At 29.8% G+C, this 15,323-nt stretch carries 11 protein-coding genes; all 11 read right to left on the bottom strand.

Annotation, left to right across the window (positions count from 1 at the left end; all coding sequences use genetic code 11):
- Positions 1–2 precede the first annotated feature (2 nt).
- Positions 3–1,061 carry a zinc ribbon domain-containing protein gene (locus tag EDC42_RS06590; protein ID WP_123833419.1) on the bottom strand — a complete coding sequence of 353 codons (1,059 nt, stop codon included), beginning with the start codon at positions 1,059–1,061 and terminating at the stop codon, positions 3–5.
- Positions 1,054–2,505, bottom strand: coding sequence for an AAA family ATPase (locus EDC42_RS06585; RefSeq protein ID WP_123833418.1), 1,452 nt, complete (start codon positions 2,503–2,505; stop codon positions 1,054–1,056). The genes EDC42_RS06590 and EDC42_RS06585 overlap by 8 nt, the downstream gene beginning before the upstream one ends.
- 101 nt (positions 2,506–2,606) lie before the next feature.
- The gene (locus tag EDC42_RS06580) at positions 2,607–4,499 is read right to left on the bottom strand and encodes a helicase C-terminal domain-containing protein (protein WP_158005586.1); all 1,893 of its coding nucleotides are present in this window, start codon (positions 4,497–4,499) and stop codon (positions 2,607–2,609) included.
- A gap of 167 nt (positions 4,500–4,666) precedes the next feature.
- Positions 4,667–5,674, bottom strand: coding sequence for a hypothetical protein (locus tag EDC42_RS06575; protein WP_069574627.1), 1,008 nt, complete (start codon positions 5,672–5,674; stop codon positions 4,667–4,669).
- A gap of 88 nt (positions 5,675–5,762) precedes the next feature.
- Positions 5,763–6,419 carry a hypothetical protein gene (locus EDC42_RS06570; RefSeq protein ID WP_069574626.1) on the bottom strand — a complete coding sequence of 219 codons (657 nt, stop codon included), beginning with the start codon at positions 6,417–6,419 and terminating at the stop codon, positions 5,763–5,765.
- A 13-nt stretch (positions 6,420–6,432) separates the two neighbouring features.
- Positions 6,433–6,939, bottom strand: a complete 507-nt coding sequence (locus EDC42_RS06565; RefSeq protein ID WP_069574625.1) for a hypothetical protein — start codon at positions 6,937–6,939, stop codon at positions 6,433–6,435.
- Positions 6,940–7,091: 152 nt separating this feature from the next.
- Positions 7,092–10,037, bottom strand: a complete 2,946-nt coding sequence (locus tag EDC42_RS06560; protein WP_069574624.1) for an ATP-dependent DNA helicase — start codon at positions 10,035–10,037, stop codon at positions 7,092–7,094.
- A 163-nt stretch (positions 10,038–10,200) separates the two neighbouring features.
- The gene (locus tag EDC42_RS06555) at positions 10,201–11,409 is read right to left on the bottom strand and encodes an ATP-binding protein (protein ID WP_069574623.1); all 1,209 of its coding nucleotides are present in this window, start codon (positions 11,407–11,409) and stop codon (positions 10,201–10,203) included.
- A gap of 258 nt (positions 11,410–11,667) precedes the next feature.
- Complete coding sequence (locus EDC42_RS06550; RefSeq protein WP_069574622.1) at positions 11,668–13,536, bottom strand: DUF2075 domain-containing protein; 1,869 nt, start codon at positions 13,534–13,536, stop codon at positions 11,668–11,670.
- Position 13,537: 1 nt separating this feature from the next.
- Complete coding sequence (locus EDC42_RS06545) at positions 13,538–13,852, bottom strand: nucleotide pyrophosphohydrolase (protein WP_069574621.1); 315 nt, start codon at positions 13,850–13,852, stop codon at positions 13,538–13,540.
- A 187-nt stretch (positions 13,853–14,039) separates the two neighbouring features.
- Entirely contained in the window at positions 14,040–14,828 is a 789-nt protein-coding gene (locus EDC42_RS06540; protein ID WP_123833417.1) for a hypothetical protein, read from the bottom strand.
- Between the last annotated feature and the right edge of the window lie 495 nt (positions 14,829–15,323).

Below are 15,323 nucleotides of genomic sequence, written 5' to 3'. Positions count from 1 at the left end.
CATCAGTAATTTTTTACAGAATCAATTAAATCATCTAAGTCATTTAATAGATTTGAGGGATTTCCCTCTTTTTCATCATCGTTTAAGCTTAATACTAGCTCATCAATCAACTCATCAATTTTCTCAACAAGAGCTTCCAGAATATCGAATCGGTCATTGAGTTCATCATCAATCTTCTTGCTGTCCTGGGAAGCCAAATCAAGAATATTTGAAATTACCTCAGCATGACTGTTAAACATCATAGTGGACTTGTCAACAGATGCAATAAACTTATCATAAGTCAATTGGGGCGGAGTAAAACGTTTTGCAATCAGATTACGGGCATTTTTTTCCTTAATCTCATACCTTACTTTTAATTCATTTAATTTTGCCCTATACTTGTCAAATTCATGTATATGAATGTCTTTTTTTGCATTGCTGGCATCATCATGTTTTTTTCCGGTATCTGGTTCAGCTTGTTTGACTATCTTTTTAACAGGTCTTGAAGTTGTAAGTCTGTGAATTCCATATCCGACTACAAATACAGGCAGGGCAAATATCAAACCAAATACTGCTGCTAAAATAGGTGTAGCATTAGGCAGTGAAAGTCCGGATGTTGCAAAAACAAAAAATATTAAAATGGAAATTAGTTTTGTTTTTGACAATGCAAATTTACCGGTTTCCCTGTCCTGCCAAAAAGCAAACAGATGCATCAGATCGGTGATTAAACCTAAATTATTATTCCTAAAAAACATTTTTGAATTTTGGTTAATAATATTGATCCTTCTTATAGCAAATCCTATAATATAAACCAAAAATGCAATTATCACTGAGGATATGATTAGGTTTGGGGATTCAAAGCCTAATGAAGCAAATAAAATAAATGTAGTGATTGCAGCTATCTTTGACTTGGATACTGCAAAGTAACCTCCCTGATATTTATAAAATAACTTATGAACAACACCACTTTTAGGTTTTGCAACCTCATTAATATTTCTAAATGATTGTGATTTGCACTTTGGACAGAAGTTTGCACTGCCATCCACTTTATTTCCACAGTTACTACAGATTTTCTCACTCATTTTCATCAACTAAAAAATCCTGGTATGTTAATGTATTCAATTCCACATCACTTATTTCTTTTTTTGGAGCTAAACGGTTTGCCTGATTAGTTATTACTTCTTCAAACAGATTCCTAACAGCTCTTCCATTAGCAAAATTATTTGACCTGTTGTCATATATTCTTTTGAAATATTCTTTTATATAATTATCTCCCGCCTCATCCAATGTGAGATTTGACTCCTCACACATTAACCAGAATATATTATATAATTCCTCCTCATTATAATCTTCAAAGTATATGAACTTATTAAACCTTGACTCCAAACCTGGATTTGAGTATAAAAATTTTTCCATTAATGCAGGATAACCGGCAACAATAACAATCAGATTGTCCCGATGATCCTCCATTGCCTTAAGTAATGTGTCAACAGCTTCCAGACCATAGTCATTTTCACTTTTGGATGTCAGTGAATATGCTTCATCAATAAACAATATTCCACCGAGGGCAGATTGTATTACTTCCTGGGTCTTGATTGCAGTTTGACCAACATAACCGCCAACAAGACCCGATCTGTCAGTTTCAATTAAATGCCCTTCTGATAACAACCCAATTTCATGATAAATTTTCGATAGCAATCTTGCAACTGTAGTTTTGCCAGTTCCGGGATTGCCTGAGAAAACTAAATGAAGGCTCATTGGAGGCTGCTTTATGCCTCTTTTTTCTCTTAGTTTTCTAATCTGTACAAGATTAATAAGTGAATTAACGTCTTTTTTGACTTTTTCAAGACCGACAAGTTTATTTAATTCATTTAAATATTCATCAAGTGAATGTGTTTCTTCCTTTTTTGATGGTTTATAATTCAGATGATCAATCGGTTTTAGAGCAGTGTTTTTACTTTTAAGAGAACTTTCCAGATAATTGATGTATTGTGAATATATCTTCAGGACATCGCCATCAAGTTCATTGTCAGCAGTGATAAAAAATTTTCCGAATAATTTAAAACAGTTGAATAATTCGCTGCAGGAGTTTAACTGATACATATCAAAGTTTTGACCATATTCGTCTATTTCCTGCAGGCATTTAAATGATGCTGGAAGTGATTTGTCAAGTTCGGCATCTGTTAGGGTTTGAATGTCTTCTTTTGAAAAATTGGTATCGAGAAGTGAATTGATAAATTCAACCTCATTGTCAGTAATTTCGTTATCTCCAAGGCCAAGATATGAGAAATACTTAAATAAATCATCCATTATCAGACTTTCCAAAGCAATATTGCCCATATCTTTTGTTAACGTACAATATGGGGTGAAGATGTTCAGCGTTTTAACAACAAAGTTTAAATTATCCAAATATTTTTTTAAATAATCAATGTTTACTTTTTCAACATCCCCTTGGCAATTCAGGCAAGTATTTTGAGAATTATCCAGAATTGCACCACAATTTTTACAAATATTCCACTCCAACATAGAAAAATACCTATTTATTTTTTAATAATATAATTATATGTCTAAAAAGTTAATATAAGTTGTGTTAAATAACATTCTAAGATTTTTATTCTGGAAATATTTTAATTAAAATCAAAATAACCCATATCTGCAAGCTCCTTTAGTCGTTTTTCAAAGTGATTATATTCAGCACCAGAACTTAAAAATCGCATGATAACTTGAACCTCGCATTCAAACAACCCAGTTTCATGATAAAGATTTGATAATTTAAGGTAGGGATATATATCATTTTTGAATAATTCATTATTCAACAACTCCTTAAAGAATATAATTGCAGATTCATAATCATTATTTTCAATATGAAAATCACCAATTTCCATTAACCTTTTCTTTTCTTTTAAATCAAACTCCCTGCCTTCAATTGACTCTTTAAATGTATCCGGTAAAAATTTAGATGGAAACGCTTCTCGGATATATGATCTAAAACGGCTGTCAATAACGTAAGTATGGCAGTAATCCCCATCGTATCTCACACCCCGCCCGTGTGTTTGAACAAGGTTGAGGCATGTTCTATAATCATACCATTCCCTATCAATACCTGCTCTTTGATTTATCTGCTTATCACCCCAGTCTGGAAATGGTAACTTGTATATTACTTGAAAACGACATAAATCCCCCGGAAGATCAACACCTTCACTCATAGATGGTGAAATCAAAACTAACGGTTCATCTGAGGAGATGAATTCCTCAAGCATTTCTGATCTGTTATGTCTGTCATGAGCAATCAATCTTTCATCGGCAATATTGTCAATTAAAAAATCTCTGCATTTTCCGCTTACTGTATGAATTATTCCTTTTTCATTTTTATGTTTATCTAAGATCTCATTTATTGAACCAATGCTTTTTTGCGCATTAACTTTAATGAATTTCCTTGATAAATTATATTCATCATATGCAGTTATTGGATTATTATTAATATCGAATGGACTTTTATGTCTTATTGCATATATTTCATCTTCCGGTATTCCTAACCATTTAGAAAACAATTTCCAGTCAAGGATTGTTGCACTCATGAATATACAAACATCAGCATAATCAAACAATGTATTTTTAGCATAATTATCAACTTTTAGAGGTTTAAATTGGGCTGTTTGATAATCATCATCCCAATCAAAAATCCAAATTTTCGGATCATGAGTTAAATGTTCAATAAAACGGCTGCAATCGTTAATTTGATGTTTGATGAAAGCTATTTTCTCAGCAAGTTCCAATTTGTCTAATCTTTCAAGTTTATTCAGCTCCTCCAAGTAACCTTCCTTAATCTCATTGATAAATTCAATCCAATTTAAATAATTATTACTGTTTAATTCTTCAATCTTTTCACATCTTAAATTATAATCAAGGTATTCTTCAAGATCACTTTTAGAAAATTCTAGGGTTAACTCATCCATTAAAGTCGACTCTAAGTTATGGGCTTCATCAAAAATTAATAAATCCCTTTTTTGAAAGTCCTTAACATAATTAAGCTCCAAAAACATGTAATAATAATTAGAAACAACAGTTTTTGCATGTAAAGCCAAATATTTCTGATAATAATACGGGCAGGTATTGTCCTTCCTAATTTCATTTTCCCTATTTTTCAAAGAGAATCTGCATTCAAAACCTTCAGTAAGGCATTTGCCTTCACTGCAAGATTTATTAATATAATTTTGACATCTGAAGTTTGATCTTCCTTTAACTACTTTGAAATCTTTAAAATCTCTTAAATACTGGTCCTGGAGTTGTTTGGTGATGGTTAAAATGTATGATGAGTCTGACATATTGGATAGTGTAGCTGCAATTGCTGATTTGCCCGTACCAGTTCCGGCTTCAAGTACAATATATTTATAACCATGATTAATAGCATCAGCAATCTCAGAAACAGTTTCTAATTGATTATCACGAGGATTGTCAAAGGGAAAATGCTTTTTTGCATTAGGGTTAATTTTTGAGTAATCACTATATTGCCAGTCCATCATTATAGTTAGGTATTTAAATCTAATAATTAAATCAATTAATCCAAGAGCATTTGAAAAGTAATATTGATGAATTCAATCGCATCATGCATTTAGCTGATTTTCTGTAGCATGCAATTGGAAATATGGCTATTTAAGGATAAGCCGTGTATTTGAATAAATCATATTTAATGAATATCAACCAGCTTAATATAACCTTTAACAGGCTCATATAGGTAGCCAATCGATATTAAATGATTTATGAACGCTTTAAACTCATCATCATCAAAGTATTCAATATCCTCTCTTATTTTGTAAATGGAACAGCATATCTCATCGAATAACAATTCATCCAGATTATTGATTTTTAAGACAATATAATCATATAATGGGCCTTTTGCATCAATATGCAGTGCATCTATGTAAAAATCATTTTTACAATTTGGACAATGGAGGTTACCCATTTCATCATTGATGCAACATCCTCCAAGTATTATTTCACCGTTTTTTTCTTGTTTTAATGCCTCTTCAAGTGGATAACCATAAACAATTGGAATTAATTTAGATCCACATTTAGGACAATTTTTGTTGTCATTATGTTTGATGTGATATATCCATGAAATATAAAACTCTTCATCCCAGTTTGGCTTGACATTTAGGTCATATTTCACCATTAATGTTTTGACATTATCAATTAACTCCAAATCTTGTGAATTTTCTTTTAACTTGCTATTGTAAGAATTTAAAGCTTCACTGTACTTTTCACATTCTATCAATATTTCTTCGAATTTAAAGTTAGGACATTCAATAGTATTATAGAAATTGTATGCATCATCAATTTTATCTAGATAAATTAATGCTTTAATTTTATTTATTTCAAGCAAATCGAAATTTTTAATTTTTAAACCTTCATTACAACAATCAAGAGCTTTTCTGTATTCTTTTAATGCAATATATACTAATGATTTAATGCTTAGTGTGTAGTAGTTTTTAGGATATAGTTTTTGAGTATCATTTAGTATTTTTAAAGCTATATCATCCATATCAAAGTAGTAAAAAGCAATTGCTTTATAGTTTAAGGCAATGGGATTTTTTTCATCTATTTTTAACACTTCTTCACATTTTATAAGTAAATTTTTATAGTCTTCCTTGAAATATAAAAAACCACATTCCTTTAATAATTCCTTTACTGACATTTTATCACTTCCATAAATACCAAAGTATACACAATTTATTAATAGTATGTATAAATCATTGGTATAATGTAATTAATAAAATTTTTGGTCATGAATTACATAATCCAAACTCAATAATTCTTAAATTAGAAGTATCTATTTTAGATAAAGCATCAATTAATTTATTATCATTTGAAATGAATTTTAAATCATCATGAGTTAAACCACAGTCATGTGCATCAATGATAATTTTACAATCAGGAGGGTGAATTCCATTTTTATATAATTTTAAAGCATAATCATAGTATTTTAAATAGTTATCTAAACCACAGTCATGCAATCTCATGATTTCATTTAATCTTAAATCTCTATTATTATAATTATTTACAAAATCAAAAGCATAATTATAAAAACAATCATATAGCTTAGTGGAAATACCAACAATAAAGTCATATTCATTCCAAAAATTTTCCAAAATCTTTTGTTTTTTAAAATAATCTAGTTTGCAAAATCTAGTTTCGTTCAATATATGCTCTTCAAAACTATTATAACTATAAAAATCCATTTCATTAACTTTTAAAATACAGACAATTGATTTTAAAAATTTTACAATATAATCAAGTATATTATCTAATTTATTATAATACTCACTTTTAACAAAATTAGACCAGAAGATAGAATTTTTATTATTGTCAATGAAATTTTTTGAGTTTTCATGCCATCTATCATGGATAATTGTATATCCAATAGGCACATTTGTATCCAAGAAATACACTAAATCACTCCCTTAAACTTGCATGAATTTCATACATTTGATCTTCAGTGAAATTTCCACTTAACACATAAACATCAGTATGAAATTTGCGCCTATATTGCCTGTATCTAGTTTTTGTTTCATTTTGATATATTCCAAAATCTTTTATGGACATTTCGGTTAAATTTAGATAATAATCAGAACTAGTTTTAATTAGATTAATGTAAAAATTTAACAACTCAATTGCAAAAGAGCAGTGCCCAAAAGAGGAGTCAATGGAATTTTTATAGACAATATATTCAATATAAAGTGAAATTGAAAGAAAATAATCTAATTCATTCCACAATTTCAGTTCTTTTAGATTTAATGCAATTTCAGTAAACGTTTCTTTTAAATCATTGTAAAAGTCTAAATTCCCTGATTTTTTGCATTTAAACAGTTTAAGTTTATTTAATCCTGCCACTATCATTTCTTTAACTTTAAATATTGTTTTTTCATCATATACAATGGATTGGTTTTTTGTGGTATTCATATTATTATCACCAAAGTTAGTTATGAAACTTGATATATTTAAATATTTCTAAAAATAAAGAGTTGAAAAAAGCTTATTTTAAAATTGAAGTGATTTAATAAATTTATAGTCATTTTGAATAATTGTAATGATAAATCCATACTATTAATACTTTAATTTTGACAAATAACCTGAAACTTACAAACATTACAGAATCCGCTTTCTCTTTTAGGATACTCGTTATTTTGTATTTTTAAAGCTACTTCATTTAATTTATATAACTGCTTATTGATCTTTTCATCTGTTATATCAACTTCATGACGGTAATCCGTTTTAACAAAATGTGTTATTCCTTTTTTGATTTCATATTTATCAAATTCAGTCATTTCTTTTAAAGCTGAAGCATAAATATACAACTGTTTTTCATAGTGGGCTATTTTATTATCATCATGCTCTGCATTTTTATAATCCAAAATTGCAATTTCAGAATCTTTAATTTTATATATTAAATCAATTTCACCATTTAAAATATAATTTTCATGTTCTAACTCAAAAGGAAGTTCACATTCCACTACTTCTTGATTAAGTGAATATGTGTTATAATAATTTAAAATGGAATCTATCAGCATGTTAAATTCATCTTCTGTCTCTTTAATATCAAACATTGACTTATAAATATCTTGAGTAATCAAAATCAGTTCTTCTTTTGATATTTTTTCACCATCTTTAAGTTTTAAGTTTACTGTCTCCATTACTTCGTGGAATACTGTTCCAAAATTTGTTACTTTTTCACTTGAAACTTTAAAACCATAATTATAAACTAAATCATACATATATGGGCATAAATTATATGTTGAAAAACTTGAATAGTTTAATTTGAGTTTTTCTGTATCATTATTTGTAAAATGCCTATTGATTATCACATTATTTAAATTAGGTTTTTTTAGATAATTTTTGATGTTATTTATCACATCAGGAGTTTTTCCAACACAAGATAATATTAATAAATCTGCAGCCCGTGTCATTGCAACATAAATGATTCGCTCTTCTTCTTGTCTGTCTAGTTCATTTTCCTCATCAAGTGTCACTTCTTTATATTTTAAAAACTCATTTGGAGTGTAGAAAGTGTCTTTCATAAATATTGTTCTTTTTTCTCTTTTAGGATCTTTTATTTTCATTGGAAACTTGTCTTTTTCAAGTGATGCAACAATTGCTACTGGAAACTCCAATCCTTTTGCTGCATGAACAGTCATTAGCTGAACACCATTTTGTGATGAATAATTTGAACCATAATTTTTGATTATCCTATTTAAAAAGTAAAATAGGCCCTTAACATCAGTCTGTGAGATAAAAGACTCATAATTATAAATAGTTCGAGTTAACATGGAAAGATTTCTAACTTTATCCTGACTTAATTTATTGAAATTAAGGGATATCAATTCATAATAAACATCCAATATTGTTAATTCATTATTTAAAATTCTTTTTCTTAAATTATTAAGATTATTGAAGAATTCCCTATCTGCCTCGTGAACATGTCTTAAGTCAATAACCGGTGGAGTTACCTTATTAAATATCCTAATTAAGTTTTCATAGCTTTCATTAACCCTTACACGTTTATATGATTTGACTGGACGTTTTCCTTGAAGAGATCTAATTTCATTTTCAACTTTTAGTATATTCTCATAGAATAAATCTTGAAGAGTTGTAAGGTATGTTTTAGTTTCATCTTCAAGTGACCAGAATGTAGGTTCAAAGTACTCTCCACAAAATGCTTTTAGGTTCAATTCATCTAATTCATCACCAGATAAAACATGGCCTTCATCCATGTTTCTAGTAAGATACCACAACAACAAAAGGATGGATCTGATTTCGTTTTGATCTGCCAAATCATTTTGCCCACGAATTACAAATTCAATATTGTTCTCATCTAAAAGTTCAATTAAATTAGCAATAGTCCTTGTATTATGTTTTCTATATAAAACCGCAACTTCACCATAATCCTCTATCTTATTTAGTCTTTTTAACTCTGCGATGATGTTGAAAATTTTACTAGCTTCATCTTGTGAATCTTCACTTTCAATTAAGAACGTATCATTATCATAATTGTCATTATTACTGACCAGATGTTTTTGGGTGTAATCACTTCTCTGATGCTTGATAAATGAATCAGTAACACGAACTATATTGGCGGTTGACCTGTAGTTTACATCCAAACTTATAATCTCAGCATCAAATCTTTCTTTCATGTCTTTAAAATAATCTCTAAATGAACTTCTAAAAGCGTAAATATGTTGATCAACATCCCCCACAGCTGTAAAATAATCGCTTTGCTTTAAGAGAATCTCAAAAATTCTAATTTGCAAAGGGTCAGTGTCTTGAAACTCATCAATCAAAACAGCATTGAATTGTGTTTTCGGATCTCTTGTTAAGTGTTTTAGAGTTTTAAGCTGCAAAGTATCATAATCAACATAACTGTTGTTATCTAAAACTTCAAGGTATTTAAGATATGCCTTTGGAGTTTGCAGATATCTTGCATTATACCAATCATCCTTAAAGTCATTATCTTCAATTCTCTTTTTAGAAAAATAGATTTCAGATTCAATGAAATCCAAATAATCCTTAGAAATTGGTTTTGTCTCTTTAATATAATTGATTAATTTATCTGTATTCACATTAAATGAAGTGTATTCACCAAATTTATCGATAATAGCTGGAATTTGATAATCAAATAAAGTTGCAGAACCAACAAATCCCAATGCTCTTTTATGTTTTTGAATAAATAACTCCTTTTTTTCTGAATTATCATCATCTAAAAGCTTTAAAAACCCCTCTTTTGACTTTAAATATTCAAGACAAAAGGAATGAATAGTGGAAATATGCATTTTGGACAAATCATCTTTTGAAATATAGTCGTTCAATCTATTTCTCAGATTTTCAGTGGCCTTTCTTGTAAAAGTAATGACCAAAATAGACTCAGGGGCAATGTTTAAATTGTTAAGTAGATATTTAATTCTTTCAACAATAACAGTAGTTTTTCCAGAACCCGGACCCGCCTCAACAAGAAGAGGACCTTTTTCATGTGCAATTACTCTTTTTTGGTTTTCATTGAACTCCATATGATTACCTTAATTGTTTATGTATAACAATATTGTATCTAAATTATTTAAATTATGTTAATTGGATATTTATTTATTATCAAGCACTTCTATTATATTCGCAATAGCATTAAATGAAAATGCAGGATATTTCCATACAGTAAAAAATGCTATTTTACATTCATTAAATATAGTCTGATGTTAAAAAGTCTATGATGTTTCTGTGCTTTAATCCGCTTCCGGAGAAATCTAGTTTATCCATGCTTAAAACGTATTTGTCAAAGTTGTCGTTGATTTTTACAAGCCCTGAAAATTCCCTTTCAATTGTTTCATCATTTTCCAATTTATATGTTACCTGAATATATATTCTTTTTTTATCTTTAGTGCAGACGAAATCTATTTCTTTTTTATTGATTATTCCCACTTTTACATCGTATCCTCTTCTAAGTAGTTCTATGTAGACTATGTTTTCAAGGATGGAACCCATATTTTCAATTTCGCCGTATTTTGCTTGGTAGAATCCGTGATCGACCAGGAAATATTTCTCATTGTGCTTCAGTACTTTCTTTCCTTTTATGTCCTCCCTTGGTGCTTGATGTATGAAGCATGCATTTTTGGAGTATAGTATGTAATCGAGTATAGTATCTTTTGATATCTTTCTTCTCTCGTATTTCATGTATTTGACAATATTGGTTGCTGAGAAGTTTTTTCCAAGGTTCATTATTACATAGTCAAGTATACGGTTTAACATGTCTGTGTTTCTGATGTTGTGCCGTGCAATAATGTCTTTTAGAAGTATTGTATTGTATATGTCTCCCAGATAGGAATACTTGTCTTCTGTTGCTACCTGTTGTATTGGAGGCATTCCACCATATTCCACATACTCTTTAAATAGTTCTTCCAAGTCATCAATATCTGTTTTTTCTATTTCCTTTTTGTATTGTATGAATTCTGAAAATGAAAATGGGTAAATATTTATTTGATAGTATCTTCCAGATATCAGTGTTGCCATTTCACCGGATAGCAGTTCTGAGTTGGATCCTGTGATGTATATGTCGCAGTCGAGGTCTACTCTGCATGCATTTATGCTTTTTTCCCAGTTTTTTACATTTTGTATTTCGTCAAATAATAAGTAGATTTTGCCTTTTGTATTTCTGGTCAGGTTGATGATGCATTCATCAAGCTCTCTGAAGTTTTCTATTTTGTTGTATTTCATGGATTCAAATGAAATTATGAATATGTTCTCTTCGTTTATTCCCCTGTTTTTTAGTTCTTCTTGAATGCTTTTTAATAAATATGTTTTACCACTTCTTCTAACTCCAGTTATAATTTTGATAGGTTCTTTATCCATTAACCTTTCAATTTGGTTTAAGTACAATTTCCTTTTAATCATTGCTATTCCCCAGATAATGCTTGTTATGTGGAATTTTGTATTTTAAAATATATAAGTTTTGTCCAGTATAATTGACAAAATGATAATTTTAATATAATTGTCAAGTACAATCGATAATATTATTAAGATTAATGCAATTGCCGAATACAATCGATAATATGCACATGTAATAAAATAAATATGAATAAGTCAAAATCATTATCTTATTGGAATTACTTTTATGGGCTTTGGAATGATTAAATATATTGAATCTAAAAATTAATTACCAAATCTTTCTTTAAAATAAGCTTGAAGCAGCATATCCTCACAGTAAATATAACATCCTTTCATTCCACGTGTCATCAGTGTGCGATAAGTATTTTTAATTATTTCATCTGCAACTTTTAAGGCTTCATCTGGATTTTCTTTATGTTTCTTTTTTATTCCAAATAAAGATTTATCTGTCTTTGCACGTTGATTAAAATCAGTTATGATGTGTTCACCATCGAATCTCATATCATTTCCAATGATTACACCAACATAATCAAATTCAAGACCTTGTGATGTGTGGATACATCCCACTTCATTTACTGAATTATCATCAATTGCCCATGTATCTGAGTTTCCCAAGTTCCAGCTCATTGAAAAGTCATCAATTTCAATATCATGTACATCTGAATTGTTTTTTCCTTCTTTTATCCAGTTCCAGCAGTATCCTGCAAGCAGGCGTGCATTATTGTTTTCTTTGTTTTTTTCAAAAATCAGATTTTTCAGTTCATTGGGAGAATCTACAACTCTAAAATCATAGTCAAAGTCAAATCCATCAAAATTTGCAGTTTCTTCAATCTCCAAGACATTATTAAGCCATGATAAGTATCCATCTGACCCATTGCATCTAAATTGGGAAGTTAATTTAATTTGCTCAACTTCAGCATCAAATTCTTGGGCAAATTTCCTTATAGCTTCAACACTGCCATAATCTTTTAATGAAATCTTTTGATGTTTATCTATAAAAAATGCTGAAAATTTAGATGCATTCATTATTTCTTTTACCTGGTTTTCACCTAAATTGCCAAATAGTCCTGACTTTTCATTCAGTCTGTGTGCCTCATCAACAATAATTGCATCGAATTCATTTGATTTAGATTTTGTAAAGGATCCGGAACCTTTAAATAAATTTTTTAAATAGCTTAAAGAGTATTTGTCTCCTCGCAACTTTTCAAAAAATACATTTCTTGGAGCGGAGTTTTTTGTAACGTATAAAGATAGCATATCATCGGCAATAATATCAACTAGCAAATTAATAGCCACTACCGATTTACCAGTCCCCGGTCCTCCTTCAATGATTAAAACTCGTTTTTTATCATCTAAATATGATTCACGAGCCATTTTAATAGCCATTTCATATGCTATTTTCTGTTCATCAATCATGACAAATTCCTTGTTGCCTTCAAGCATGCTTGAAAGTGAATCCTGAAGTTTCCTGGAAGGCCTGATTTTTCCATTATCAATGCGATACAGAATATCTGAATTATCTCCATGCCTTATGTATTTTTTAATGAAATTTCTAAGTTTTAACGCATCTCTTTTTCCATATAATGGAGCTTTATCATAGTATGGTTTATAAATTTCATCGCTAAGATCATCAGCATCTGTAAAATCATAGTTATGCAGATATGCACATGGATAAAGTCCAATTTCATCTTCATCAACTGTTTGATTAAAGTTCTTAATTAATGATGCATATGACCAAACCTGATAAGATGGGTGAGTTGTTTCTCGAAGTCCTCCTCCAAGAATGGTTTTTACAACACCATCCTTGCCTTCAACTTTCTGAGCTTCCATCCACTGCTTAAGTTCAATAATAACAACAGAATCCTCATGAAACTGATTAAGACCTGTTAATATGAAATCAATTCTTTTTGATGTTGTTGGAATTGTAAACTCGATAGCAACACCTGAATCATCAGGAATTTCCGGATCTTCTAACACCCTGTACATATATTGCATTGAGTTTTCCCAGGACATGATCTGTGATTTTCCAGATTTTCCTATTTTCTGTTGATAAATTTCATAAATTTCATCTGTAATCGAACCGGAAAATACAGAGTCAATGAATTCTGCTTTGGTTGCTTCATAAACAATCATACTATAACTCCGTATACTTTGCTGCATTGCCTCGGGCTTTATCAACAGGATATTTAACAGCATTCTTTTTCATTTTATTTAAAACAATTTCTTTAATATCTAAATCAAGTGCATCAGCCATTAAAATACAATAATTCAATACATCTGCAAGTTCATCGGCAACCTCATTTATGCTGTAATCTTTGCCCCATTGGAAATGTTCTAGAAGTTCAGCTGCTTCGATTGATATTGATTTTGCCAAGTTTTCAGGTGTGTGAAACTTTTTCCAATCCCTTTCTTTTTGAAATTTAATAATTTCAGATTTTAATTCATCCATAAGATAACACCAATATTAAATACAATATTATATCTATTTATGAATATTTACTTATTTCTAAAAAAGATATTTATCCAGAAGTTGCACTCCTTGCTGTGTACCAATATTTATTTTTTATACTCAACATACTGAGGGTTTAATAGGTCATAACCTGTCAAACCAACCAAAAAAAGCCATTCAGATTACTTTAATTAAAGTCCTCTGAACTTTCATAATCTTCATCTGACTCGTCATATTCCTCATCATAACTGTCATCTGCATATTCTGAATCACTTGAAGAATAGTCATAATAACTGTCATCTGCATATTCTGAATCACTTGAAGAATAGTCATAATAACTGTCATCTGCATATTCTGAATCCCTTGAAGAATAGTCATCATATGCATCATAATCACCTTCATCATATACATACCATGGATAAAAGACAAAGACAGTGTCATTATTGTCATTTAAATGGTTTCCACCAGATTCAGCATAAGGTTCGACTTGAGCTGCATTTGTAATGTTGCTTACGCCGAATTTGATGCTTTTAAGCATGTGCAAAGCCACGTTCTTATCTTTTGCAACGATTATAATGTTGTCATTTGTTGTTGCATTTTTAACTTCAATTATAAAGCAACGCAATTTTTTATTTTCATAAACTGGCACTCCGTTTTCAATTGACTGTGTTGTTCCTGCCTTTTGTTTTTCAAATTGAGAGGCAATATTGACTGCTCCTTTAGCTGATGCTTGTTCCTGGCCGTTCCAGCTAATCACCTGAACGCCGCTTTTGTCATCCTGATAGTATTTGATTCCTAGTGCGTCATTGAAAAATGTTGAATTTTTAGAGACCGGCACTTCCATTGTTGTTGCATTGCTAACAGCTATTGTCTGATATTGGACTTGGTTTTGAGTAAAAAGTGAATATGCAATTAAACCTCCTAAAACAACAATAACTGCTATTAGTGCAATTATAATCACTTTCCTATTATCCATAATTTCCCTCTTATTACTTAGGATATAGTATGTTGGGAAGAGATATATAATTAGTGGTTAGTGAAATCTGTCGCAATTTTATCAAATTGCTGTTTAATCATTTCAAAATCATGATTCTGATCCGGGATTTTCATGCTGATCTTATTTCCACCCATTATATAGTCACTATCCTGTTGAATATTTTCATTTGTCCTTGAATAAAGTAACATTCCTGATATTTAAACATCGTTTTCTTTAAGTTCAATCTCTTTATTTTAAACATAAGTGAAAATCTGATATAATTTATTGTTGCGATGTATATTCCTTCCATAATTTTCAGAAGTATTGTGTTTGTAAAACTTAGCAAAAATCAGAATCTTATTTTCATATTACAATGTTCATCATCGGAAGCAATTCATCATATTCCTCATCAATTTAATCTGAGGAGCATGAGTTAAAATGCAAGGATGTTCTTTTTTAAAGTAATTTAAAAGAAACCTTTCATACAGCATGTTT

The sequence above is a fragment of the Methanobrevibacter gottschalkii DSM 11977 genome, from assembly GCF_003814835.1.
In the GTDB taxonomy this organism is placed as follows: Archaea; Methanobacteriota; Methanobacteria; order Methanobacteriales; family Methanobacteriaceae; genus Methanocatella; species Methanocatella gottschalkii.
The sequence above is the reverse complement of the archived record's forward strand: the minus strand, read 5'-3'. Positions and strand labels throughout refer to the sequence as shown.

Coding starts and splice junctions, on each gene's coding strand:
- EDC42_RS06575 (WP_069574627.1), bottom strand. CDS start 5,674: ATGTCAGTAAAGGAATTATTAAAGGAATGTGGTTTTTTATATTTCAAG.
- EDC42_RS06585 (WP_123833418.1), bottom strand. CDS start 2,505: ATGTTGGAGTGGAATATTTGTAAAAATTGTGGTGCAATTCTGGATAAT.
- EDC42_RS06550 (WP_069574622.1), bottom strand. CDS start 13,536: ATGATTGTTTATGAAGCAACCAAAGCAGAATTCATTGACTCTGTATTT.
- EDC42_RS06560 (WP_069574624.1), bottom strand. CDS start 10,037: ATGGAGTTCAATGAAAACCAAAAAAGAGTAATTGCACATGAAAAAGGT.
- EDC42_RS06540 (WP_123833417.1), bottom strand. CDS start 14,828: ATGGATAATAGGAAAGTGATTATAATTGCACTAATAGCAGTTATTGTT.
- EDC42_RS06565 (WP_069574625.1), bottom strand. CDS start 6,939: ATGAATACCACAAAAAACCAATCCATTGTATATGATGAAAAAACAATA.
- EDC42_RS06545 (WP_069574621.1), bottom strand. CDS start 13,852: ATGGATGAATTAAAATCTGAAATTATTAAATTTCAAAAAGAAAGGGAT.
- EDC42_RS06580 (WP_158005586.1), bottom strand. CDS start 4,499: ATGGACTGGCAATATAGTGATTACTCAAAAATTAACCCTAATGCAAAA.
- EDC42_RS06555 (WP_069574623.1), bottom strand. CDS start 11,409: ATGATTAAAAGGAAATTGTACTTAAACCAAATTGAAAGGTTAATGGAT.
- EDC42_RS06590 (WP_123833419.1), bottom strand. CDS start 1,061: ATGAGTGAGAAAATCTGTAGTAACTGTGGAAATAAAGTGGATGGCAGT.